This window comes from Nocardia vinacea NBRC 16497, assembly GCF_000308835.1.
Lineage (GTDB): Bacteria > Actinomycetota > Actinomycetes > Mycobacteriales > Mycobacteriaceae > Nocardia > Nocardia vinacea.
Window position 1 is genome coordinate 56,223 of record NZ_BAGN01000425.1, and the last position, 21,684, is coordinate 77,906.

The 21,684-nt window shown below is 63.7% G+C and carries 26 protein-coding genes and 1 pseudogene; 19 read left to right on the top strand and 8 right to left on the bottom strand.

Annotation, left to right across the window (positions count from 1 at the left end; translation table 11 throughout):
- The first annotated feature begins 110 nt into the window (after positions 1 to 110).
- From ON44_RS44290 to ON44_RS44310, 5 genes are all read left to right on the top strand, one after another.
- The gene (locus tag ON44_RS44290) at positions 111 to 1,742 is read left to right on the top strand and encodes a flavin-containing monooxygenase (RefSeq protein WP_040701303.1); all 1,632 of its coding nucleotides are present in this window, start codon (positions 111 to 113) and stop codon (positions 1,740 to 1,742) included.
- Between the two features lie 42 nt (positions 1,743 to 1,784).
- Entirely contained in the window at positions 1,785 to 2,183 is a 399-nt protein-coding gene (locus ON44_RS44295; RefSeq protein ID WP_040701305.1) for a nuclear transport factor 2 family protein, read from the top strand.
- A gap of 42 nt (positions 2,184 to 2,225) precedes the next feature.
- Positions 2,226 to 2,624: a nuclear transport factor 2 family protein gene (locus ON44_RS44300; protein ID WP_040701307.1), complete on the top strand. Its 399-nt coding sequence runs from the start codon at positions 2,226 to 2,228 to the stop codon at positions 2,622 to 2,624.
- Between the two features lie 19 nt (positions 2,625 to 2,643).
- Positions 2,644 to 3,681, top strand: a complete 1,038-nt coding sequence (locus tag ON44_RS44305; RefSeq protein ID WP_040701308.1) for a cyclase family protein — start codon at positions 2,644 to 2,646, stop codon at positions 3,679 to 3,681.
- A gap of 96 nt (positions 3,682 to 3,777) precedes the next feature.
- On the top strand, positions 3,778 to 4,470 hold the full coding sequence (locus tag ON44_RS44310) for a TetR/AcrR family transcriptional regulator (RefSeq protein WP_051183376.1): 693 nt from the start codon (positions 3,778 to 3,780) through the stop codon (positions 4,468 to 4,470).
- Between the two features lie 66 nt (positions 4,471 to 4,536).
- Here ON44_RS44310 and ON44_RS44315 read toward each other — a convergent pair whose 3' ends face one another.
- Both ON44_RS44315 and ON44_RS44320 read right to left on the bottom strand, forming a co-directional pair.
- Positions 4,537 to 5,475, bottom strand: coding sequence for an SDR family NAD(P)-dependent oxidoreductase (locus ON44_RS44315; protein WP_040701309.1), 939 nt, complete (start codon positions 5,473 to 5,475; stop codon positions 4,537 to 4,539).
- 84 nt (positions 5,476 to 5,559) lie between these two features.
- Positions 5,560 to 6,357 carry an enoyl-CoA hydratase/isomerase family protein gene (locus ON44_RS44320; RefSeq protein WP_040701310.1) on the bottom strand — a complete coding sequence of 266 codons (798 nt, stop codon included), beginning with the start codon at positions 6,355 to 6,357 and terminating at the stop codon, positions 5,560 to 5,562.
- Between the two features lie 90 nt (positions 6,358 to 6,447).
- On the opposite strand from ON44_RS44320, the gene ON44_RS44325 reads away from it, so the two are divergent.
- The 3 genes from ON44_RS44325 (at position 6,448) to ON44_RS44335 (ending at position 9,148) form a co-directional block, all read left to right on the top strand.
- Positions 6,448 to 7,200, top strand: coding sequence for an SDR family NAD(P)-dependent oxidoreductase (locus tag ON44_RS44325; RefSeq protein ID WP_040701311.1), 753 nt, complete (start codon positions 6,448 to 6,450; stop codon positions 7,198 to 7,200).
- Positions 7,197 to 8,108: an adenylate/guanylate cyclase domain-containing protein gene (locus ON44_RS44330; RefSeq protein ID WP_051183377.1), complete on the top strand. Its 912-nt coding sequence runs from the start codon at positions 7,197 to 7,199 to the stop codon at positions 8,106 to 8,108. The genes ON44_RS44325 and ON44_RS44330 overlap by 4 nt, the downstream gene beginning before the upstream one ends.
- A 62-nt stretch (positions 8,109 to 8,170) precedes the next feature.
- Entirely contained in the window at positions 8,171 to 9,148 is a 978-nt protein-coding gene (locus tag ON44_RS44335; protein WP_040701312.1) for an NAD(P)H-dependent flavin oxidoreductase, read from the top strand.
- Between the two features lie 245 nt (positions 9,149 to 9,393).
- On the opposite strand, the gene ON44_RS44340 is transcribed toward ON44_RS44335, so the two are convergent.
- Positions 9,394 to 10,146: a helix-turn-helix domain-containing protein gene (locus ON44_RS44340; protein WP_051183378.1), complete on the bottom strand. Its 753-nt coding sequence runs from the start codon at positions 10,144 to 10,146 to the stop codon at positions 9,394 to 9,396.
- Between the two features lie 87 nt (positions 10,147 to 10,233).
- Positions 10,234 to 10,461, bottom strand: a complete 228-nt coding sequence (locus tag ON44_RS44345) for a hypothetical protein (protein ID WP_157187635.1) — start codon at positions 10,459 to 10,461, stop codon at positions 10,234 to 10,236.
- A gap of 252 nt (positions 10,462 to 10,713) precedes the next feature.
- Here ON44_RS44345 and ON44_RS44350 point away from each other — a divergent pair, with 252 nt between their 5' ends.
- The 4 genes from ON44_RS44350 (at position 10,714) to bfr (ending at position 12,950) form a co-directional block, all read left to right on the top strand.
- Complete coding sequence (locus tag ON44_RS44350; RefSeq protein ID WP_040701315.1) at positions 10,714 to 10,899, top strand: hypothetical protein; 186 nt, start codon at positions 10,714 to 10,716, stop codon at positions 10,897 to 10,899.
- Entirely contained in the window at positions 10,896 to 12,071 is a 1,176-nt protein-coding gene (locus ON44_RS44355; protein WP_040701318.1) for a JmjC domain-containing protein, read from the top strand. Before ON44_RS44350 ends, ON44_RS44355 begins: the two co-directional genes overlap by 4 nt.
- 137 nt (positions 12,072 to 12,208) lie before the next feature.
- Positions 12,209 to 12,406: a (2Fe-2S)-binding protein gene (locus tag ON44_RS49320; RefSeq protein ID WP_083898556.1), complete on the top strand. Its 198-nt coding sequence runs from the start codon at positions 12,209 to 12,211 to the stop codon at positions 12,404 to 12,406.
- A gap of 61 nt (positions 12,407 to 12,467) precedes the next feature.
- Complete coding sequence (gene bfr, locus ON44_RS44365) at positions 12,468 to 12,950, top strand: bacterioferritin (protein ID WP_040701322.1); 483 nt, start codon at positions 12,468 to 12,470, stop codon at positions 12,948 to 12,950.
- Between the two features lie 65 nt (positions 12,951 to 13,015).
- On the opposite strand, the gene ON44_RS44370 is transcribed toward bfr, so the two are convergent.
- Positions 13,016 to 13,510 carry a hypothetical protein gene (locus tag ON44_RS44370; RefSeq protein ID WP_040701324.1) on the bottom strand — a complete coding sequence of 165 codons (495 nt, stop codon included), beginning with the start codon at positions 13,508 to 13,510 and terminating at the stop codon, positions 13,016 to 13,018.
- Positions 13,511 to 13,979: 469 nt separating this feature from the next.
- Between ON44_RS44370 and ON44_RS44375 the strand changes: the two genes are divergently transcribed.
- The 4 genes and pseudogenes from ON44_RS44375 to ON44_RS54455 all read left to right on the top strand — a co-directional run bounded on the left by ON44_RS44375 (position 13,980) and on the right by ON44_RS54455 (position 16,456).
- A complete protein-coding gene (locus ON44_RS44375) occupies positions 13,980 to 14,423 on the top strand; it encodes an NUDIX hydrolase (RefSeq protein ID WP_051183379.1) in 444 nt (147 codons plus the stop codon).
- Between the two features lie 447 nt (positions 14,424 to 14,870).
- Complete coding sequence (locus ON44_RS44380; RefSeq protein ID WP_040701326.1) at positions 14,871 to 15,773, top strand: oxygenase MpaB family protein; 903 nt, start codon at positions 14,871 to 14,873, stop codon at positions 15,771 to 15,773.
- Positions 15,774 to 15,902: 129 nt separating this feature from the next.
- Positions 15,903 to 16,052: pseudogene (locus tag ON44_RS53305) on the top strand (nuclear transport factor 2 family protein); the annotation flags it as partial.
- 161 nt (positions 16,053 to 16,213) lie between these two features.
- Positions 16,214 to 16,456: an FDXHR family putative zinc-binding protein gene (locus tag ON44_RS54455; RefSeq protein WP_444543903.1), complete on the top strand. Its 243-nt coding sequence runs from the start codon at positions 16,214 to 16,216 to the stop codon at positions 16,454 to 16,456.
- Positions 16,457 to 16,478: 22 nt separating this feature from the next.
- Here the strand turns inward: ON44_RS54455 and ON44_RS44385 are convergent, their stop codons facing one another.
- Positions 16,479 to 16,778: a hypothetical protein gene (locus ON44_RS44385; RefSeq protein WP_040701329.1), complete on the bottom strand. Its 300-nt coding sequence runs from the start codon at positions 16,776 to 16,778 to the stop codon at positions 16,479 to 16,481.
- A 609-nt stretch (positions 16,779 to 17,387) separates the two neighbouring features.
- On the opposite strand from ON44_RS44385, the gene ON44_RS44390 reads away from it, so the two are divergent.
- Positions 17,388 to 18,092, top strand: coding sequence for a DUF5995 family protein (locus tag ON44_RS44390; protein WP_040701375.1), 705 nt, complete (start codon positions 17,388 to 17,390; stop codon positions 18,090 to 18,092).
- Positions 18,093 to 18,388: 296 nt separating this feature from the next.
- Here ON44_RS44390 and ON44_RS44395 read toward each other — a convergent pair whose 3' ends face one another.
- Complete coding sequence (locus ON44_RS44395) at positions 18,389 to 19,336, bottom strand: alpha/beta fold hydrolase (RefSeq protein ID WP_083898557.1); 948 nt, start codon at positions 19,334 to 19,336, stop codon at positions 18,389 to 18,391.
- 122 nt (positions 19,337 to 19,458) lie between these two features.
- Positions 19,459 to 19,728: a hypothetical protein gene (locus ON44_RS44400; protein WP_040701333.1), complete on the bottom strand. Its 270-nt coding sequence runs from the start codon at positions 19,726 to 19,728 to the stop codon at positions 19,459 to 19,461.
- A 424-nt stretch (positions 19,729 to 20,152) separates the two neighbouring features.
- Here ON44_RS44400 and ON44_RS44405 point away from each other — a divergent pair, with 424 nt between their 5' ends.
- Together ON44_RS44405 and ON44_RS44410 are read left to right on the top strand one after the other, a co-directional pair.
- Positions 20,153 to 20,905, top strand: coding sequence for a FadR/GntR family transcriptional regulator (locus ON44_RS44405; protein WP_218007777.1), 753 nt, complete (start codon positions 20,153 to 20,155; stop codon positions 20,903 to 20,905).
- Complete coding sequence (locus ON44_RS44410; RefSeq protein ID WP_051183381.1) at positions 20,902 to 21,633, top strand: cache domain-containing protein; 732 nt, start codon at positions 20,902 to 20,904, stop codon at positions 21,631 to 21,633. The genes ON44_RS44405 and ON44_RS44410 overlap by 4 nt, the downstream gene beginning before the upstream one ends.
- Positions 21,634 to 21,684 lie beyond the last annotated feature (51 nt).

Consider the following 21,684-nt stretch of genomic DNA (forward strand, 5'->3'; position numbering starts at 1 on the left):
GTTGATTCCGATCGGATTCGGCTCTAGTCTCGTGACCAACGTCATAGACCGACCGGTCGAAACATCTTTGGCGTCGTGCGGCAGGCGACCCATTCGAGATTGGAGAACATATGAGTGGATCGGCGAACGTCGCTGGTACGACGGCCGACGCGGTCGACGTCCTGGTGGTCGGCGCGGGCGTGACGGGCATCTATCAGCTGTACCGGGCCCGCGAGGAGGGTTTCTCGGTGCAGTTGCTCGAGGCGGGCGACGGCGTCGGCGGGACGTGGTACTGGAACCGCTATCCCGAGGCGCGTTTCGACTCCGAGAGCTACACCTACGGCTACCTGTTCTCCAAGGAACTGTGGGAAGAGTGGGAGTGGTCCGAGCGGTTCACCGGCCAGCCGGAGAACGAACGCTACTTCAACTTCGTTGTCGACCGATTCGATCTGCGCCGCCACATCCGGTTCGGCGTCCGGGTGATCGCCGCGGAATTCGACGAGTCGGCCGGTATCTGGACGGTGCGCACGGATGACGGCGCCGAGCATCGCGCACGCTTCCTCGTCGCCGCCACCGGGGTGCTCTCGGTGCCGTTCATTCCGGAGGTGTCCGGACGCGAATTGTTCGGTGGCGAACAGCATCACACCGGCCGCTGGCCGAAGACCCCGATCGATTTCACCGGTAAGCGCGTCGCCATCATCGGGACCGGATCCAGTGGCGTGCAGATCGTTCCGGCCATCGCCGACCAGGTCGCCTCGTTGACGGTGTACCAGCGGACACCGGACTGGTGCACGCCGCTGAACAACGCGCCGCTCACCCCGCAGGAGCGGGCCGAGATCAAGGCCGACTTCGAACGGATCCGCGAGACCCTGAACACCTCGCCGAGCGGATTCCTGCATGCACTGCCCAGCCGCTTTTCGACCGACGATACGGCCGAACAGCGGCAGGCATTCTTCGAAAAGATGTGGAACAGCCCGGGTTTCACGAAGTTGACCGAAAACTACATCGACTTCACGACCAACCCCGAAGTGAACAAGGAGTTCTGCGAATTCATCGCGGACAAGATCCGCGGCATCGTCACCGATCCCGCGACAGCCGACAAACTCATCCCGAAGGACCACATCTACGCCGGTCGGCGTCCACCCTTCGTAACCGGCTACTTCGAGGCCTACAACAAGCTGAACGTTTCGCTCGTCGCCCTGAAAGAGACCCCGATCATCCGCATCACCGAGACCGGGATCGAGACGGCCGAAGGCCTGCGTGAGTTCGACATCATCATCTGGGCGACCGGCTACGACTTCGGCACCGGTGCGCTCAATCGACTCGGCATCCGCGGTCGCAATGGCCTTGCGCTGGAGGAGTATTGGGCGGAAGGGCCCAATACGTACCTCGGCGTCGCGACGGCCGGGTTCCCGAACTTCTTCTTCCCCGGCGGACCGCACGGTGCGCTCGGCAACAATCCGCGCTATGCCGGCGACCAGGTGGACTGCGTCACAGGGGCGTTGGTGCACGCACGCGATAACGGCTACGAGGTCATCGAGGTGGACCCCGCCGCGGAGGCGGAGTGGACCGAAACGGTCAACGGCAGCGGGTCGCTGTTCTTGGAGAGCAGCTATTTCTACGGGTCGAACATTCCCGGCAAGGCGGTCAAGCAGCTGCTGAATCCGACCGGGCGGCCCAACCTGCAGCGGCTGATCGCCGAACTCGCCGCGAACGAGTACTCGGCATTCATCTTGTCCAAGGTCGAGGAAGCGGCGGCGTAAAAAGCGGTCGAGCAGGCAGTTCCGTTCAATGATGGAGAGAAAATGAGCGAATCCAACGAAGCCCGCATAGCGGCCGGCGTGCGTGCGGCGATCGGCGCCCACACCCAGGCGCAGGACGCGGGGCAGGCCGATGAAATCGTCGCCCTGTACGCGCCCGACGGGGTGCTCGAGATTCCGGGCATGGACCCGATCAGCGGGCACGACGCGCTGCGGGCGGCATTCGAGGGCTGGGCGCCGACGGCGCCGCAGCGTCACTTCGTCGCCAACACCCTGATCACCGCGCTGACCGCGGACGAGGCGACGGCCGTGAGCGACGTGGCCTTCTTCCAGCGCGGCGAGGCGGGCTGGGCGGTACAGGTCGTCGGTCGATACGAGGACACGCTGCGGCACAGCGACGGAGCCTGGCTGTTCCAGCACCGCAAGACGACGTACCTGACCTAGAAGCGTCGAATCCGCCGGAACCAGAACATCTTTGGAGAATCAATGAGCGAGTCCACCAAGGCGCAGGTCGCGCACGGGGTCCACACCGCCATCGCCGCGTACGCGCATGCGCTCGACGACGGACGAACCGACGATATCGTCGCGCTGTTCAGCCCCGATGGCGTCAGCGAGATCATGGGCGTCGGCACCTTCGAGGGCCACGAAGCCATCCGCCAGGTCTATGCCGGATTGCTGCCCACCCAACCGCAGCGACACCTGGTGGCCAACACCGTCATCACCTCCTGGACCGAGAACGAGGCGACCGCCAACAGCGACCTGGTCTTCCTGCAGCGCGGCGAATCGGGCTGGGCCGTGCTGATCGCGGGCCGCTACGAGGACACCCTGCGTCGTGATGACGGCGCATGGCGTTTCCAGTACCGCAAAACCACATACGTGATGTAAGAGAGATTAGGAGCAATCCGTGACCAAACGGTGGAAGCAACGTCCGCCCGGCTCGAACTGGGGCGATTTCGGCGACGACGATGAGTTGGGGCGGGTCAACCTGATCACCCCGGAGAAGGTTCTGCAGGGGGTGCGCGAGGTCGAACACGGCATCACCTTCAGCCTGAGCCTGCCGCTGGACTACCCGGGCGGTACCGCGCTGAACCAGCGCCGGTATCCGCCGATCCTTCGGCCGACCGAGGATCTGGCGCACAACCAGGACACCTTCTACAACGTCGTCGCGCGCGACAAGATCGCCCCCAGCTTCATCGATTTGTGGAGCGACGATGTCGTGACGCTCTGGCTGCAGTATTCGACGCAGTGGGACTCGCTGGCGCATCAGGGTGCATTGTTCGACGCGGACGGCGACGGTGTTGCGGAACCGGTGTACTACAACGGATTTCGCCCCGGGACCGATATCGTCGGTCCCCAGGAGGACGCCAAGGGTGACGGCAGCGGAAGTGTCTCCTTCGCCAAACACCTCGGCTGCGAGCACATGGCCGCGCACGGCATGCAGGGCCGTGGCGTCCTGATCGACGTGTCGCACCTCGGAAGCGACTGGCAGCCGGTCGATTTGAAGATGCTCAAAGACATCATGGCGAAGGACAACGTCGTCGTGGAACCGGGCGATATGCTCCTGCTGCACACCGGCTTCGCCACCCAGGTTCTCGCCTGGGAGAAGAACCCGGGACCCGAGATCCAGGCCATGTATCCCTACCTCGACGCGACGGATGAGTCGCTGCTGGAGTGGATCGCCGAATCGCAGATCTCGGCGCTCGTCTCGGACAACTACGCGGTCGAAGGCTGGGCGCCCGACAGCGAGACGCCGCACACACTGCTGCCGATCCACAACCTGTGCCTTTTCAAGCTCGGCATCCCGCTGGGTGAGCTCTGGTACACCGAGGAACTGGCGACCTGGCTGCGCGAACACGAGCGCAGCCGCTTCCTGCTGACGGCACCGCCACTGCGCCTGCCCGGGACGATGGGCAGCCCGCTGACCCCGGTCGCGACCGTCTGACGCGGGTCGCCGGATTCCAGATTCGGTTCGGTGCAGGTGAGGCGCTATGCCTGACCTGCACCGAACTGTTTTCGCTCGAAGGAAGGGAGCGCCGCGATGCCTACAACGCGTACGGAACGCGCGAAAACCGCCCGCTACTACCGCAAGCGGGAGCAAGTGGTGGATGTCGCCGTCGAACTCTTCTCGAAGAACGGCTATGCGAGCACCGGGGTCGCCGATATCGGCACCGCCGCCGGACTGGCCCGCGGTGCGCTGTACTACTACATCGGTTCCAAAGAAGAGTTGCTGGCCGAGATCCACGACCGCGTGATGGATCCACTGCTCACCGAGGCCTCGGCGATAGTCCGGCTGGATATCGGCTTCCAGACCCGGCTGCGACTGCTCTCGGAATCGCTACTGCGCCAGATCGTGCACCGACAAGATCATGTGTGGGTCTTTCTGCACGAACACCATCAACTGCAGGGTGAATACCGCATCCGATTCCGGGCCAAGCGCCAGCGTTTCGAGTCCCAGATCCGCGAAGTACTCGACGATGGGCATCGGCAGGGCAAGCTGCGGGTGCGGGATCTGGAGCTCACCACCCTCGCGTACCTGAACCTGCACAACTACACATACCAGTGGGTGGGTCGGCGCGCGGATCTGCAGGTGGACGAGCTCGCCCGCTTCTATTGCGAGATCTTCTTGAACGGAATTCTGATCGAGCGGATCGACGAGGCGGCGGCCGAAGCCGAACTGGCGCACGGCCGTTCCGTGCTCGGTGTGCTGCTCGCGAAGGGGCTCGAACACTAGGAAAGCCCGTCGCTCACCGCACCTCTCCCACCGGGTGCGGCAAGCGACGGGCTGTTGCCTATCGCGCTATGACGTTGTGTCTGCGCTCATCTGAGCGAACTGATGCTTCAGGAATGTGCCGGACCAATTCATCAGATCCGTCGGCACGTAATAGCCGGTCTCGTCATTGATAGCCGCCCAGTGTGCGGCGACATCCTCGATCGTGGCCGGGCCCGGTGCCAGATAGCCTTCCGTCGAGGCCAGGAACAGTCGCGCGAAGCGGCCCGCTCCCGCGGTGTAGATCTCGCCGTTGACCGGGCAGCTTTCGTGGGCCAGGAAGGCGGCCATCGGCGCCACCGACTCCGATGGCATGGCCGCGGCGGCGGCCGCGGCGTTCTCGTCGCTGTCGGGATCGCCACCGGCCATGCGGGTGTAGGCCGCGGGCGCAAGCAGATTCACCTTGATCCCGTGTGGTTCACCGGCCAGCTTCGCGCTGCGTGCCAGGCCGATGAGTCCCGCCTTCGCCGTCGCGTACGGCAGGTTGACGTCCATGCCGAAGATGCCGCTCGAGGTGGTCAGCACGACCCGGCCATAGCTCTGGCTCGAGAAATGCGGCCAGGCGGCCTTCATGGTGTTGAACGAGCCGAGCAGATGTACCGCGAGGTGCCGCTCGACATTGTCCAGTTCGACGTCGGGCAAGCCCGCATACCTGACGATGCCCGCGTTGTTGATCAGGATGTCGATGCGGCCGAACCGCTCTACCGCGGCGTCGATGATCGCCTGGGCCCCGGCCGGTGTCGAGACGTCGTTGCCGTCGGCGATGGCCGAACCGCCGGCCGCGGTGATGCCGTCGACGACCGCTTGGGCCGGTGTGGTGTCGGCGCCGTCGCCCTCGATCGATCCACCCAGATCGTTGACGACGACGCTCGCCCCGCGTTCGGCCAGGAGCCGGGCGTGGGCCCGCCCGATGCCGCGACCCGCGCCGGTAACCACCGCGACGCGGCCCTCGAAACTCAACTCACTCATTCGCGACTCCTGTCGTACTTCATTGTCGATCTGTGGCCCCGGTCACCGTATTTTAGACCAATCGGTCAGTACATACAATGACGGTTACCGGCCCCGGAAGGTTGCTTTTCGCGGGCCGTCCTGGACGAAGCTGCGCAGGCCGTGCTGTCCGTCCTCGCTTGCGAAGCATCGGGTGATCAGATCGGCTTCCAGTGCCAGCCCGTCCTCGATCGGCATGTCGAACCCGCTATCGATCGCCTGCTTCGCATACTCGAGCGCGAGCGGGCCACGGGCGTACGAGAGCCCTCGCTCGACGGCGGCGTCGAACACTTCGGCGTCGTCGAGCAGTTGATCGATGAGGCCGATGCGCAGGGCCTCCTCCGCGCGCACGAGGCGTCCGGTGAGGATCAGATCCTTTGCTCCTGCGAGTCCGACGATCCGCGAAAGACGTTGTGTACCACCGGAGCCGGGCATGATCCCGAGCGTGATCTCGGGCAGGCCGAGGACGGCGCCGCGACCGCCGATGCGGAAGTCGGCGGCCAGCGCCAGCTCGCAGCCGCCGCCCAGCGCGTAGCCGTTGATCGCCGCGATAGTGATCTGCGGAGCCGTTGCCAGGGCGTGAAATGCTTGTTGCAGCACCCGGTTTCGCTGTCCGAATGCCTCGGGGGACAGGCCGAGCATCTCCTTCACGTCGGCACCGGCCGCGAAGTGTTCGCCGCCGGTGATCACGACCGCCCGATAGGTAGTGCTGCTGTGCAGTTCCGCCGCAACGGTTTCGAGCAGATCCCACATCTCCTGGTCGAGCGCGTTCACCGGATGGCGCTGGATGCGCAGGATAGCGAGTCGCTCGTCGGCGGGATGCGGCTCGAGCCCGACCTTGGCGGGCGCTGGATTGCTGCTCACTATTCGATGCCTCCGTTTGTGTGCTACGTTCGCGCGGTACAGTGTACCGACCGGTCGAAGAATTTATCGGTGGATGGACGGTGAGATGCAATGGGTATGGGGCATGCCGGCGTATCGGGGCGACGCGTAGTCATTACCGGCGCCGGACGCGGCTTGGGACGGGTGCTCGCGACCGCCTTCGACGCCGCGGGGGCGCAGCTGGGATTGGTCGCGCGGTCGGAGCACGCGCTGCGCGAGGTGGCCGACTCGCTGCACGGAGACCCACTGGTGTGTGCGGGTGATGTGCGCGACGACGAGTTCAACGACACCGTCGCCGAACGCATGGTCGAGCGCTTCGGTGGCGTGGATGTGTGGATCTGCAATGCCGGTGTGTCACCGGAGGTTTCGACGGTGACACAGACCAAGGCCGCCGTATGGCGCGACATCATCGACGTGAACCTGACCGGGACCTTCCTCGGTGCGCGTGCGGCGGCATCGGTGATGGGGGAGGGCGGTCGGATCATCGTCACGGGTTCGGTCATCGGTCAGCGGCCGCGTGCCGGACTTTCCGCATACGCGGCCTCCAAGAGTGGTGCCCACGCCCTGGTTCAGGCCCTGGCGCAGGAACTCGGACCACGTGCGATCACCGTCAACGCGGTCGCGCTCGGCTGGTTCGACACCGGGATGGGAGCGCACTGGCACCGGGATGCCGAGCGCGAGAACGATATCGTCGGCCATACCGCCCTCGGGCGCTGGGGAACTCCCGCCGACCTGCCCGGCATCTATCTGTTCCTGGCCGCCGAATCCTCGGCCTATGTCACGGGCACCACGATCACGGTCGACGGCGGATATTCACTGCTGTGACCGCCGCCCCGCGCTACACCGCCGCACAGGCCGCGGCCGCGGCCGGGGTACCGCTCGCGCGGGCCCGCCGGTACTGGTGCGCGCTCGGTTATCCGGCCGCGGGTGCGACCGATCTCGAATTCACCGAATCCGATATCGACATGCTGCGCATGATGACCGGGTTCGTCGCCGAAGGTGCGGTGGCCGAACCCGATTCGCTGCGGTTGGCCCGGGTATTGAGTCGCTCCATCGCACATCTGGCGCAGTTGCAGGTGGAGATCGTCACCAGCCGGTTGAGAGCGAATGGTATCGGGCGCGCCGAGGCGCTCCGAGTCCTGACGGACCGGACCTCGGAGGTGCAGTGGTTGCTCGGGCAGATCTGGCGTCGCCAGTTGAGCGTCGCGGCGGCCATGCCCGAGGCCGACGAGTCCACGTCGGCCGTATCGGGCGTGGGCTTCGCCGACATCGTCGATTTCACGGAACTGAGCCGGGACCGCTCCGATATCGAGCTGACGCGCATCATCGCGCGATTCGAGTATCGCGTCACCGAGATCGTCGTCGACCGCGGTGGTGACGTCGTCAAAATGCTCGGCGACGAGGTGCTGTTCACTGCCGATGACGCCGCGGCCCTCGCTCATATCGCCACCGGGCTGATCGCGGCCTTCGAAGACGACGCCGATATCCGCGGCCTGCGGGTGGGTTTGGCGCTGGGGCCGGTGGCCCGGCACCTGGGTGATGTCTTCGGCACCACGGTGAATTTGGCGAGTCGGCTCACGGTACGCACCGAACCGAATACCGTGCTGGTCGCACCCGCGGTGGCCGAGGCGCTCACCGGGCATCCCGACTTCGACCTCAGGGCACTGGAACCTGCGGATATTCGAGGATTCGGCCCGACGACGCCGGTCCTATTACGCAATAAAGTATCCTGATTTCCGTCGCGGCCGTCACGATCAGCGCATTCCCAACCTCCGGCCGTGTTCGAGGAGATTCCATGAGCGTGCCGCCCGTCCTGCGCGACCGACTGCGTCTGCCCGTTATCGCGTCCCCGATGTTCATCGTGTCGAATCCGGAGTTGGTCATCGCCCAGTCGACCTCGGGCATAGTCGGATCGTTCCCCTCACTCAATGCCCGCCCGGAATCCGAACTGCGGCACTGGCTCACCCGAATCACCGAGGCACTGGCCGAATTCGATGGCGAACATCCGCAGACGCCGAGTGCGCCGTATGCCGTGAACCTGATCGTGCACAAGACCAACGATCGGCTCGAGCACGATCTCGCGGTGGTCGAGGAATTCCGCGTCCCCATCGTGATCACCTCGCTGGGTGCGCGGCCGGAGGTCAACGAACGCATCCACGCCTACGGCGGGATCGTGCTGCACGACGTGATCAACAATGTTTTCGCCCGCAAGGCCGTCGACAAGGGCGCCGACGGACTGATCGCGGTGGCGGCGGGCGCGGGCGGTCACGCGGGAACGCAGTCGCCATTCGCATTGGTCCAGGAGATCCGGAGTTGGTTCGATGGACCGCTGGTGCTGTCCGGATCGATCGCGCACGGCAACTCGGTATTGGCCGCCCAGGCGGCGGGTGCCGACTTCGCCTATATCGGGTCGATGTTCATCGCCACCGACGAGGCGAACGCGGAACCCGACTACAAGCAGATGATCGTCGATTCAACCGCCTCTGACATCATCTACAGCAACCTCTTCACCGGTGTGCACGGCAACTACCTGCGCGGCAGCATCATCGCCGCCGGACTCGACCCCGATGCGCTACCCGGATCCGACTCCGCGGCAATGAATTTCGCCGGCGGCAGCGCCAAGGATGCGAAGGCCTGGCGCGATGTTTGGGGTGCCGGTCATGGCATCGGCAAGGTCGACGCGGTACGTCCCGCCGCCGCCGTCATCGACCGCCTCATCGAGGAGTACGAGACGGCTCGGGTCCGTCTGTCGGCCGTACCCGTCCATACGTGACGGTGGTGCGCAGGGATCCCCCGCACTGATGGCGCGGCGGTTGGTGAGTCGCTGCGTAGCTGTCATTTCGCTGGGTAAGGCGGGTTATGACGACTACTTGCGAAGAAGGTGAGACTCTGATGTTGATGGATATGTTCTGGATGACCGTGAACTTCTTGCGTTCCATGCTCGGCATGTGATCCACCGGCCACCTCCAGGGCCGGTTCCTGCCGCAATGCGGCAAGGACCGGCCGCCTCATATCCGCTCAGAGTGCGAGCACGCCGTGTGATCTGAGGAGGTTGGCGAGATTGGTGCTGACCAACCCCGCCGCCCGCTTTACCGCTTCGGTCACAGCCGGGATTCGCTGGACTTCGGCCACGGTCGCCGCCAGCGCCGCGACGATCTCACCCGCGGGGCCGTGCACCGGCGCGGCGACACAGGCGAGTCGGAATCGGCTCATATCGGTGTCGTAGGCAAGGTTCGTGTCACTGCTCATGGTGACTCGGCGACGCCATTCGCGCGACGAAAAGCCTTCCGGCGGTGTCGGATCCGGATGCCCGAAGGCCAAAACCTGCTCGGCGGCCGTGCCCGGCGGCAGCAGTACTCCCGGCCGCAGTGGAAAGATCTCGTCGATCTCGCGTCCGATACCGCCGATGAGCATGGTGTGTCCCCGGTCGGTCACCGCGAGGCTGAAGCCGCCGCGATCGGATGCCGCGGTGAGCTGTCGCAGGGGCCGTGCCGAGGCTGCCCGGAGCAGCCGCGCTGGTTGCCAGGTCTGGCCGAGCCGGAACACCCGGGGGCCGATCTGGTAGCGGCCGCCGCGCCGCTGCACCGCCCCTTCGGCGACCAACTGGTTGAGTAGCCGGTACGCCGTTGCCTTCGGTAGTCCGGCTGCCACCGCCAATCTGGTCAGACCCATTTCGTTGCCGTGTGCTAGCACCTCGAGCAGGGCGAATGCCCCCTCGAGTACGCTGCGCCCGCCAAAGGTGCTCGTGTTCTCCGTGATCGCTTCGCTCACTGTCTGTCCTCCCATGCAGATAGTGAGAAGCCTCCGACTTCCAGCTTTCACCCGCGTTTCACCGAAGTCTCACGGTGGTCCGCGCGATCAGGTGCCAGGTGGTTCTCCCTCGTCGTGAATTCTGCCCGGCGGCTCGCCTTCGTCGCGAACCGCCGCCGCTTTCACGATCTGTCGCTTTGCGCGGCTGGAGAACTCGTCGACCAGCCCGGCGGTCACGGTCGTCTCGATCGCACCGATCGCGTAGTCCCTCGTGATGTCCTGATCGACCCGAATGTGCACGGCCGGAGGGACTTCGGGATTGTCCATGATTGGCATCGACTCACTCCTCGGGGTGTCGGTGACCTGTCCACACTGTCTCGGCAGGTAAGTGTGCGTCCAGGGGATAGTCCGCTGGACGAACCGGGATTTCCGCGATGGTGTTGCGGGTTCGCTCAGCGGACCCGGTCCTCGACGCTCGATCGCCTGCCGCGGCAGCATTGGCGGCAGTAATCACGCAGTCGCCGTGATCGATGAAAGATGTTGCATCGCTGGCGAACTCGTTTCCAACGCCGTCTTAAGGAGTAGCCGATGGCCATCATGGACAATCCCGAAGTCCCTCCCGCCGTTCATGTCCGGGTCGATCACGAGGTGGAGAAGGAGTATGTGGTCCGCCCGATCAGCAAGCCCGCGGTAACAGCTGCGGACGGTTTGGTGGACGAGTTCGTCAACCGTCCCGCCGAGCTCGTCGGCCGCAGTAAGCAGGACGACAGATGACCAGCACGTCAACAGGTTTCGGCTTCGCCGACTGGTTCGCGCCACTGGATCTGGCAGGATTCCGCGACGGCGTGCTCGGTCGCGAGGTACTGGTCACCGAACCGCGCGCGGATCTGGCCGAACGACTTGGTGACGCGCTGGCCACCCGGTCCGTCGAGGACCTGTTCGCCAAGCGGGTCCGCCAGGTGTCGGCGTGGTTTCCGCGGCTGGACGGCACGCTCAGTTCGGCGGTCATCCGACCGGACAGCGCACGCACTTTCTACGAAGCCGGAACCACGCTGTTCTATCAGGACGTCGCCGACTTCGCCCCGTTGGCAAGGGAAGCCGCCGAAGCTTTCGGCGTATCGGCCAAATCGGCGAAATGCCAGCTTTTCTGCAATCGCCCCGGTGCAGTCACCTCCGTGCATTTCGACCCGATCGATGTCATCACGGTGCAGCTGACCGGCTGCAAGACCTGGCGCGTTGCCCCCAATCGCTTCGCGCCCGCGCCGCTGGAGGGCTGGGCGCCGAACGATGCGGTGCCTGCGGTCATGCGGATCTACGGCGAAGGTGAGCCGCCGTCCGAGATACCCGACGACGCGACCGAATATCGGCTCGAACCCGGCGCGGTACTGCATGTTCCGCGCGGATATTGGCACGAGACCAGTTCCGACCAGGAATCGATCTCACTTCATATCCTGCTGATCCCACCGCTACGCCTGGACTTCCTGCTGGCCTCGCTCCGCAACGAACTGCTCCGGGAGCCGTACTGGCGTGAATCGGTCTACGACCTCGACAACACACGGTGGCTCACCGCCGCCCAGGATGCCTTCGATGACGCGGTCGCCAGAATCAACATCGCGGATCTGGTCCGGTCACCGGTCCCCGACTTGCCCGTGACCCCCGAAACCGCCTTTGTCCGAGCCGGTCAATGCGCATTGCACGTCGACGCCACCCACGCCGAAACCGCCGGAATCTCCGTGACCGCCTACGGCTTCCGCAACACTTCGACCACGGCCGTGCAACTCGACCGAAGCTACCTACCCGCATGTCAGTGGGTGAACCAGCTGCCGACCGGAGTCTCGCTGGACGTAGCCGACGTACTCACCGTGGCACCCGAACTGTCCAAAGCGGAGGCACAGCAACTGCTCGGCCTCTTCGAGCAAGCCCGACTCGTCCGCCGCATCCGGTAAGCCGTGGGATCACCGCCTCGAATAGTGCCGAGAGGCTATTGACAGGAATCGGCATGGGAGTGCTATACATTAGGGGAGGCTTACCTCTTTAGATGAGGCTAACCTCGTGAACTGTTCCGCTCGCACAATGAGGCATCGTGTACGTCTGTATCTGCAACGCCGTCTCCGAATCGGACGTGCACAGCTGTGTCGCCGCCGGAGCCAGCTCGACCGCGCAGGTCAAAAAGGCGTGCGGCTGGAAGCCCGGCTGCGGTAGCTGTACCCGGCTCCTTTCCGAGGTGGTCGGCCGAGCGTGCGCTGCGCCCGTCCAGGAGGTCGAGACCTCCGCGGCGTAGTCCGACACGATAGGCCGTCCTTACCGGTTCGCCGATTGTGAGCTGTGACACGATCGCAGCCATGGATGGCGATAAGGAAATCATCGCGCTGCTCAATGAGCAGCTGACAGCCGAACTCACGGCGATCAATCAGTACTTCCTGCATGCCAAGATGCAGGAGAACTGGGGTTTCACCAAACTTGCCAAGCACACCCGCCACGAGTCCATCGATGAGATGAAGCATGCGGAGGTGCTCACCGATCGCATCCTCTTCCTCGAGGGGCTGCCGAACTACCAGAAGCTCAATCCGCTGCGCATCGGCCAGACCGTCCCCGAACAGTTGCGGGCCGATCTGAAGATCGAGATGGAGGCCGTAGACCGGCTGCGCGGCGGTATCGAGCTGATGCGCTCGCGCGGTGATGTCACCTCCGCCCGCATCTTCGAGTCCATTCTCGAGGATGAGGAATCGCACGTCGACTATCTGGAGACCGAACTCGACCTGATCGAGAAGCTCGGCGAGCAGCTGTACCTGCAGCGTTATACCGACACCCCGGAAGACGACTGACATCGTCACCGGTTCCGGTCTGTCGATCTCGGCGCCCGGAACCGGTGATCGTCAGGTGCCTGCACTCAGCGGATCGGCTGCGTGACGGCGTCGTGTTCGTCGTTGACCAGATGGAATGCGATCGCGAGATCATCGATTACCGCCTGCCATGCGGCCTGACTGCCCTCGCCGCGGGGATCGCGGGCCAGCGCCAGCAAAGTGGTGGCCGCGTCGACGGCCTGAACCGCGGCAGCCAGTAGCGCGGGCACGGGGGTCGGGGCATTGCGGGAGGCCAGTGTGGCGATGTGGTGACGCAGCCACCGTGCGTCGAACTGCGCCTGCGCCGACACATCACCCACGGCGTCTTGCTCCGCAGTCGCGGCCATCGACCAGTGGCCCATGTACTGCCCCAGTGGGGCAGTGACTACCAAGTCCCGCAGCTCACTACTGATCAAACCGTGTAGCCGACCCGCTAGCTCGGCGCGTTCGACGGGCGGTTCGGCCGACCAGCCGGAAGCGGTTCTTTCCATGTCGGCCTGCAATACCGCCAGCACTGCTCGCAATTGCGCAGCTGTCGCCACCTACGCCCCTCTCCTCGTTCATTCCGAGCTACCGTTGCGCGACAACACTTCGTGGACCCATACGACTACTTCGAACCCTCCCGGCACCATCCGCTGCACGGCCGTTCGCGTCGAAACGTCCGCCATCCGGCGGTGAGTGCAGACATGACGATACAGAAGCAGGCAATCTCGAGCTACCGACAAGCGGCAGCCAATAGTCGCTGTATCGACTAGCGGTGAGCATCGGTTCCGGACACCACGAACACAACGGACTAGCTATTGGAACCAGCTCGTTCAATATTTCGAACCATACGGTTGAAAAGCGGCGGCAGAGGTGTGTCCGGTCGGCGGGGCAACCGGGCGAAATCAATTGCACGAACACACCTCTGGTGCCTGCTGTCCTGCGGCGGGTACGTCACGTTAATATTGGGGTGATTGCTTTCACAGGAATGCGGCGCGTCCGCCCGACCGAAGGCTGGTGAGTCCGCCGATGTCGGTATCGATGTTCGATGAGGCGCTTCCGCGCGGCGAACGTGATGGTGTCGGTCTACGAGTCGGCGCGATCATCGACCGGGGCGGGGAAGTGTTGCTGCTGGAGGCCCACAGCACAGGACCGCTCCCGCTGACCCGCAAGCTTCCGGGTGCCACTGTGGAACCGGGCGAATCGGTCTCCGCCGCACTGATTCGCGGAGTCCGCGAAGAGACCGGGCTGACCGTCACCGACATCGGCCACCACATCGGCGACTTCGATTACCTGTCGCCGGCCGGAAAACCGGTGCGGCGCTTGCATTTCGCCGTAGAGGTGGCAGCCACCAGTCCGATCGTCCTCTCCGCCCACGCCGATTATGTATGGGCACCGCTGGACGGTGAACTGCTCGTGACGCCATCCATCCGCGGCATCCTCGAGGCCTACAAGGACCTGCTCAGCCACTGAGCGCCGTTTCGATACTCGATATCGGTTGCGCCCGTGCACTTCTCGCACTGAGCGCACCTTGTCGAGCTCGTCGATAGCCCACACCTCCGCGTCCGCCGAGGGGTCGGCGATGCTGGACCACCGCTCGCATGGAGCCGATCGCGACTGCCCGGCGCGTGATCGCGGCCTGTCGATTCCGGATTCATGATGTTACCCAGTATTCGTGAGCGACCATGGTGACCGCATGGGTGGGAACGACCAGTCACTACTAAGAGTAATGCGCAGTTTTTCGCTGTTGACCAGTGCGGTTGCTGGCAATAAGTTACTGTGTATTCATGGTGCATCGACCTCTTGGTAGCCGGGGGAGAGCTGCATCGTCGTCCGGTGCCAGGTCGGAGGAGAAGAACGACAGAACGTACGTACACATCTCACTCGACCTCTACAGAACCCGACAACGGAAGGAATCCGATGACCGCCACCGCTCAACCGCTGCCCACGCCGGTGCCACTGACCACCGAGGAAACCCGGATCCATATTCCGGCCATCCATCGCTCGCAGACCAAGCGGCCGCTGAAACTCGCTGACGCACTGGATTTCTGGAATTTCGCGGGTGCCGCCGCCAATGTGGTGATGCAGATGGCGCGACCCGGTGTCGGCTACGGCGTTTCGGAGAGCCGAGTGGAGTCCGGCGCGCTGATGGTGCACCCGTGGAAGCGGGCCAGGACCACCACGCAGTATCTGGCGGTGGCGATCCTGGGCACCCCGGATGAGATCGATGCCTATCGGGAGGCGATCAACGTTGCGCACCGTCAAGTGCGGTCGGGTCCCAATAGTCCGGTCAAGTACAACGCCTTCAACCGTGATCTCCAAAAGTGGGTCGCCGCTTGCCTTTTCATCGGCTTCGAAGACACCTACCAGTTGTTGCACGGCAAGATGAACGATGAGCAGGCCGAGCAGTTCTATCAGACCGCTTCCACCCTGGCGACCGGTGTGCAGGTCACGAAGGATATGTGGCCCGCCACCCGAAAGGACTTCGACCGCTACTGGAACGAGGCGAGCAGCCACGCCGTCCTCGACGACAAGGTCCGCGCCTACCTGGATGATCTGCTCAACCTCCGCATGATCCACTGGTATCTGCGGCTGCCGTTCCGAAATCTGTTGAAGTTCTTGACGATCGGATTTCTGGCGCCGTATTTCAAGGAACAACTCCGAGTCGAATGGACCGATGCCGATCAACGCCGCTTCGAACACCTCTTCCTGTTCGTCGGCTTCGTCAACCGTTTCATCCCACGCTTCCTGCGCTTCGCCCCCACCTATGGGCTGATGCGAGACCTGCGCCGACGCATCCGCAAAAATAAGAGCCTCATCTGAGAGCTCCCCGCAGCCCACCTGCAGACATCGCGTCTTAATTCATTGCCTCCCGAGTCGTCTCGTCGAGCGGAAACGGGGGATCGGAGCTGCGTGCACCCGCCATAGCGTTGCCGGAAAGACGATGGCCGAGGAGCCACCTTCTACAACGACCGGTATCGGCGTACCGCCGGCGGCTGGAGGATAGGTTCCACCGGCTTCGACCGCACCTACGAGGCGACCGTATCGCTCCAGGATCTGCCGAGCTTCACCGTCAGAACCGGAGTAGCGCTCAATCTTTGACCAGCGAGCAGGTCCGGGAACTTCCGTCCCGGGCCCGCATCGCGAAATCCCGGTCGGCCGTCGCCACGAATTGATGCCTAAGCGCAGCAGCGGTCTATCCTTCGGGTACGGCCGAGGATGATGGCGGACCGCGTCCGGGTTGCGCGAGTGGGTGATTGATCATGAATACGAGATCGCCGGAGACGGTGAAATGCCGGGGATGTCACTGCTGGTGGCCTTTGAGCGCGCACAATGTGTGCCATTGTTCCCAATGCCATCAGACGTTTACCGGCGACAAGGCTGCGACTCGGCATTTGGTTGTGGATTATCGCCACAAGCCGCACGTCATCTGCCGGACACCGCAAAGCGTCGGCCTCGTCGATGCCGGCCGCGATTACCCCTGCTGGGGCTTGCCGCAGAATTAGCCGGTTCTGATCCCGATCCGGATTACAGGCCGGGCGTGCTTTGGTCCTGCTGGGCTAGGACGAAGGTGCCCTGGCCGTTCGGGTCCAGTTCGGTGTCGAGGATCTTGTCGTCCAGGAAGGCGGCGGCCTGCTCGTCCAGGAAGATCCGCGACCCTTCCGCGGTCAGGACCTGGTCCTGCTCGGCCGGACCTGCGGCGATCGCGAGCGACATCGTCTCGGCGCCATCCGTCGTGGAGATCCGCAGCCCGGCATCCGTCGGCGTGCCGTCCGCGGAGGTGATGGTGCGAACTGCCTCGATGGCATTGGGGGTGAGCATCAGCATGTGTGGGGTTCCTTCCGCTGTCGTCGCAGTCGGCCGAGGTAAGTGGCGGACTGCATTTCCCGCGGGCTAGTCTCCAGCCCCGATTGTGAGCCGGTGGCGTCGTCGGCACCGGCATCCTCCTAGCAGTAACCAGGGACTGGTTCGCGCAAACTACCTTTTCGAGCATCGCAACCAACGGCCTGCTCGGGGCCTTCCTGCTCTCCGAGATCAGCGACGCAGCCACGGGCAGGAGCCGGCCATCGGCGAACTGGTCCCGTCAACACGCGGGACTGGTTCGACGCGAAGGCGGATGGGCGCCGCCTCGCCGACACGGGGCGATGACAACGCGACTTTCTGATCGCACCGTCCGTGGTCCCCAGCAGTCGTGCGTGGGTGTAATCGGCAGCTGACGCGCTGGAGACCTCTGGCGTCGAATTCTCGAGACTGGCGGCCTGGCTGCCGACAAGGCCGGGTCCGGCCGGCGCCGGGTAGTGATTCCATGATGTTTGTCCGAAGTAATCCGTTGCAGCTCATGGTCGTTCGCCCAGCGATACCGTTGGTAACCGGAAGGGCTCGATCAACCGCGCCGGCACTAACTCCGCCGTGCCGAGGACTGTAGAGGAGGAGATCGTGACAACGGTTCAAATTCCCGGTCCCGTCGCCGAGGCCATCCGGCGAATGCACGACATCAAAGACGAACTCGATCCACGCGACGGCGTCGCGTGCTTCAACAACATGTATTTGCGCGTCACCGAATTGGTCGGTCAACAGATCACCGCGGGATTCTTCGCCGACTCCGAATTCGTCGAACGCCTCGATGTGGTGTTCGCGCAGCTGTATTTCGACGCGGTCGACGCCGACAAGGGCGGCAAGTGGCCGAATCCGGTCTGGCAGCCGGTCTTCGATTCCCGGTCCAACCGCACCGTGTGGCCTGTACAGTTCGCGTTGGCGGGCATGAATGCCCACATCAACCACGATTTGCCGATGGCAGTTGTGATGACCTGCAAGGAGCGGTCCACCACACCCGATACCAAACCGGTGCACGCCGACTATTTGAAGGTCAATGAGCTGCTGGCCAAGGTCGAGGCCGAGGTTCGCGCGGAATACGAGCCGCAATTGCTCCAGCTGACCACCAAGGATGCCGAGACACTGAAGCACATCCTGTGCAGCTTCAGCATCGCCCACGCCAGGGACGCCGCCTGGGCCACGACGCAGGCGCTCTGGATGCAACGCAACAACAGCATGCTCCGCCGTATGACCGAGCGCGGACTCGAAGAAGGCGTCGGCGCCACGGGACGGCTGCTCCTCACACCTGTAGTCCCGCCGCCGAAGTAGACGTCAGCTTGTTCCTTGTCCGCCGGTTCGAGACCGGCTGGCTTGGTTGATGTTTCGCATTACGAGTAGTCAGCCGCAGATCGGAGTGCGGTGGAGCCCAACATCAGGGCTCCGCCGCAACCTCAGCTGACGGTCCCCACCGTCTGATGCCTCAGGTGATCGTTGGCGATGCTTTGCCGACCCACGAGTGTGCCGAGGATCTACCGGCATACGGTGGATGACGGTGGAGTGCGCCCGGATCGCGGCCGTGACCGAAGCGCCACCGTCGTCGATGTGCCGGCAAGAATTGCAAGGCGCTACGCCCGTAGTTCCTCGGCCGCGATTCCGAACCATTCGTCCGCCGATCCGACAGCGACAAAGTGCCCGGCCCCCTCGACTGGATGCCATACCGACCCAGGCATTCGGTCGGCCACCGCTTTGTTTATGGGATCCGGGACCAGTCGGTCATCCATTCCTTGCCACATGTGGACTCGTCGTTCGATTGTTGTCACGTCGAAAGCCCAATTCCGATACAGGAGTTCACTGTCGCGGACCAGTCCGTCGGAACTTTGCGCGAAGCATTCGGCGCTCGCTTCGGAGAAGTCGCTTGCAAAGTTGCGCTGAAGCAAGATCTGCCGGTCGTAGTCGTTGACGGCTTTCCGAGCTTGTTCGAGGTAGGGCTTGCGGAAGCGTTTGGCGGTTATGCCGAGGATTGCGTACATGAGGCGAAAGCCAGGTGTGAAGCGCAGTGCGAGGGATCCCCCGAGCGCGTCGACTTTGGAGAGGTAATCTGCTGCCCAGTTGTCGCCGAATGCTCCGTAGCTGCCACCTGCGATGCTGCTGACGTGGCGCAGTCGTCGCGGATCGATATACGCAGCTGCCGCAAGTGCCCATGGACCACCCTCCGACCAGCCGGTCACGCCGAATTCGTTGCATCCCAACGCATCAGCGATCGCTGTCATGTCGTCGGCCCAGCCGGCGTACGTTCGTGCTTTTTGCGGACTGGACTGCCCTATTCCGGGACGGTCGACACATACGAGTCGTAACCGCTTCTTCGTTGCGGAATCTGCGAAGAAGCGTGCCTCGATCCTGCTGCTGGGTCCACCATGATTATGGATAACGAGCGGACCATGCGGATCTCCGACTTCGAGATAACTGAGCTGACGGCCGTCTCGGGTTGTGACCGATTTTGTTGGCCCGTTGCGGGATCTTGGTGAAGGGGAGATGCGGCCGTCAGCCGACGATTCACTGTCCGTATCGTTCATTGTTCGCTCCGATACCTGTTGGTGCGTGAGCGTTCGTAGTGATCATAGACGGGGAGCGAACGGCCGGTGGGCAGTCGGCGGACGCGGTGCATGGCCGATTCCGCGTCGGGTGAGCGGCGGCGTTATGCCAATACCCGCTTTCTAGCTGCCATAGGCAACGGCGGAATGAGATTCGTCCAGAATTCGCGGCGGACCGCATCCCACAGTCTCGTCAGTTCCGGAAAGAGTTCTCGGGCCCGCACGAGATCCGGGTAGTTGCTCGGGCAGAAGGATGCAATCTGCGAAGCGTTGGATGCCTTGCCCACGGCAACAATTGCGATCAGATGATGCTGAACCAAGCGCCACGTCACACAGAATCCATCGACCTCCGTGCGGCGAAGATCCTCATCCATCTTCGATCCCCCGTCTCCGCACGCTTACCTCGTGCGTTCGGCGACCGCTGTCAACCGACCGCAGTCGGCTGTGCGCCACCATCTCGGCTGGCAACTCGGCACGGCCACGGGTGTACCACCGGAGATGCTCCCTGGGCCAGGTCGGATTCTCGGGCATGGGGTTCCTACTTCGATCGTGACGCCGGTGCGTCGAAGGGTGGGGCGATTCACCCGGCATATAACATAAGACATTAGAGTTCATAGTTCAATAGGTCGCCAGTGAAGATCGTGTTAAGCCCCGCGGTCCCATCCCCTCGCACCTCGTCGGCCGTTGGTTCGGCGAGCAACGCCGGTCGGACAGCCGATCTCTTCTAACTTCATAGTTCATATTTCAAGTGTTAGTTGACTAGAATCGTGTTACGTGCACGCCACCCCAGGAGTCGTGTTGTCCCAGCAGAAGAGGGTCGGATTGACCGCGCTCGGTGCCGTGCTGTCACCGCTCGAGGGCGGCGGTCCGAAAACCGAGGCCGTGGTCCAGCGGCTGTCTGCGGCGATCAGCCTCGGTGTGATGGTCGACGGCCAGCAGTTGCCGAGCGAGACCGATCTCGCCAACCAGTTGGGTGTGTCGACGATGACTCTGCGGGAGGCGCTGGTCGTACTTCGGCAGCAGGGCATCGTCCACACCAAGCGCGGGCGCGGCGGCGGTAGCTTCATCAGTGCTTCGGCGGAGGTCTTCGAGAACACCTCGCTGGCGCGGCTGCAACAGATGAGCATCCAGGAACTGCGCGATCTGGGGGATGAGCACTTCGCTGTCACCGGAGCGGTCGCTGTGTTTGCCGCGCGCCGCGGACTGCAGGCCGATATAGCCCGGCTCCGGGCGCTGGCCGACCGGCTGAAGGAGAGCGCCGACCTCGTCTCGGCCCGTCGGGCCGACAGCCGCTTTCATATCGAGATGGCGGTGTGCGCGCAGTCCACCCGGCTGACCCGCGCCGAGGTCGGACTGCAGGCCGAGCTCTCCGCCCTGCTCTGGCTGCCGCGGCTGGAACTGGAGCCCGCGGCCGAGGCGACCGCCCATCGTGACCTGGTGGACGCCATCGAACGAGAAGACGATGCCCGGGCCAGAGAACTGGCAGAATCGCAGACGGAATCACGCATCCGCCGCCTCGTCGCTTTACGCTTGGAGCTCAGTGATCAATGAGGGATACCGATAATGATCCCGCCCCGGCGACCATCGAGTCGCTCGCTGATTCCGTCACAAAACTGGCCGACGAGATCTATCTGTCGCTGACAACTATCGGGACCGCGCTGACAGCCCTCTGGAAGGGGCTCACCGAGAGGCCGCGGCTCGCTCCCAGGTCGACTGATCTGGCACCGCTGCGCGAGACGATTCTCGGCGAGCTCGAGCGGCGCGGAAAACTGTTCAACGGAGCAGGTGTCGTGATGGCCGACGGCGTTCTCACCGATCACCCCCGACATCTGGAATGGTGGCTTCCGGACGGGCAGCGCCTGATCCTGGAATTGAATCCCGATAGTGAATATTTCTACGACTACACCAAAATGGACTGGTTCACGGTCCCGCGCGACCAGGGTCGGCGATGGGTACAGGGGCCACACCTCGATTACGCGTGCACCGACGAGTACGTTTGCACATTCTCGATACCGGTCACGTTCACGTCGGGACCATTTCTCGGAATCGCCGGTGCCGATGTGCCGGTTGCCGCGATCGAGGAGGCCTTGCTACCGCGATTCCAGGCATTCGGTCAGCGAGTAGTGCTGGTCAATAGCGAGGGCCGCGTCATCATCGGGACCGATCCCGAATTCACGACCGGATCCAAGACGAGCCGGATGGACAGATCCGCTGCGACCGTCCCGGTCGAGACGGTGCCCTGGTCGTTGCTTCCGTTGGGATCCACGACATCCCACTGAGCCTTTCCGGATTGGGATCCTGCCGCGAGATCTCGATACATATTCCGGGCG

Excerpts from the sequence above, each read along its gene's own strand:
- ON44_RS44290 (WP_040701303.1), top strand. The coding sequence starts at position 111 with ATGAGTGGATCGGCGAACGTCGCTGGTACGACGGCCGACGCGGTCGAC.
- ON44_RS44295 (WP_040701305.1), top strand. The coding sequence starts at position 1,785 with ATGAGCGAATCCAACGAAGCCCGCATAGCGGCCGGCGTGCGTGCGGCG.
- ON44_RS44300 (WP_040701307.1), top strand. The coding sequence starts at position 2,226 with ATGAGCGAGTCCACCAAGGCGCAGGTCGCGCACGGGGTCCACACCGCC.
- ON44_RS44310 (WP_051183376.1), top strand. The coding sequence starts at position 3,778 with ATGCCTACAACGCGTACGGAACGCGCGAAAACCGCCCGCTACTACCGC.
- ON44_RS44315 (WP_040701309.1), bottom strand. The coding sequence starts at position 5,475 with ATGAGTGAGTTGAGTTTCGAGGGCCGCGTCGCGGTGGTTACCGGCGCG.
- ON44_RS44325 (WP_040701311.1), top strand. The coding sequence starts at position 6,448 with ATGGGTATGGGGCATGCCGGCGTATCGGGGCGACGCGTAGTCATTACC.
- ON44_RS44335 (WP_040701312.1), top strand. The coding sequence starts at position 8,171 with ATGAGCGTGCCGCCCGTCCTGCGCGACCGACTGCGTCTGCCCGTTATC.
- ON44_RS44345 (WP_157187635.1), bottom strand. The coding sequence starts at position 10,461 with ATGCCAATCATGGACAATCCCGAAGTCCCTCCGGCCGTGCACATTCGG.
- ON44_RS44350 (WP_040701315.1), top strand. The coding sequence starts at position 10,714 with ATGGCCATCATGGACAATCCCGAAGTCCCTCCCGCCGTTCATGTCCGG.
- ON44_RS44355 (WP_040701318.1), top strand. The coding sequence starts at position 10,896 with ATGACCAGCACGTCAACAGGTTTCGGCTTCGCCGACTGGTTCGCGCCA.
- bfr (WP_040701322.1), top strand. The coding sequence starts at position 12,468 with ATGGATGGCGATAAGGAAATCATCGCGCTGCTCAATGAGCAGCTGACA.
- ON44_RS44375 (WP_051183379.1), top strand. The coding sequence starts at position 13,980 with ATGTCGGTATCGATGTTCGATGAGGCGCTTCCGCGCGGCGAACGTGAT.
- ON44_RS44380 (WP_040701326.1), top strand. The coding sequence starts at position 14,871 with ATGACCGCCACCGCTCAACCGCTGCCCACGCCGGTGCCACTGACCACC.
- ON44_RS54455 (WP_444543903.1), top strand. The coding sequence starts at position 16,214 with ATGAATACGAGATCGCCGGAGACGGTGAAATGCCGGGGATGTCACTGC.
- ON44_RS44385 (WP_040701329.1), bottom strand. The coding sequence starts at position 16,778 with ATGCTGATGCTCACCCCCAATGCCATCGAGGCAGTTCGCACCATCACC.
- ON44_RS44395 (WP_083898557.1), bottom strand. The coding sequence starts at position 19,336 with ATGAACGATACGGACAGTGAATCGTCGGCTGACGGCCGCATCTCCCCT.
- ON44_RS44400 (WP_040701333.1), bottom strand. The coding sequence starts at position 19,728 with ATGGATGAGGATCTTCGCCGCACGGAGGTCGATGGATTCTGTGTGACG.
- ON44_RS44410 (WP_051183381.1), top strand. The coding sequence starts at position 20,902 with ATGAGGGATACCGATAATGATCCCGCCCCGGCGACCATCGAGTCGCTC.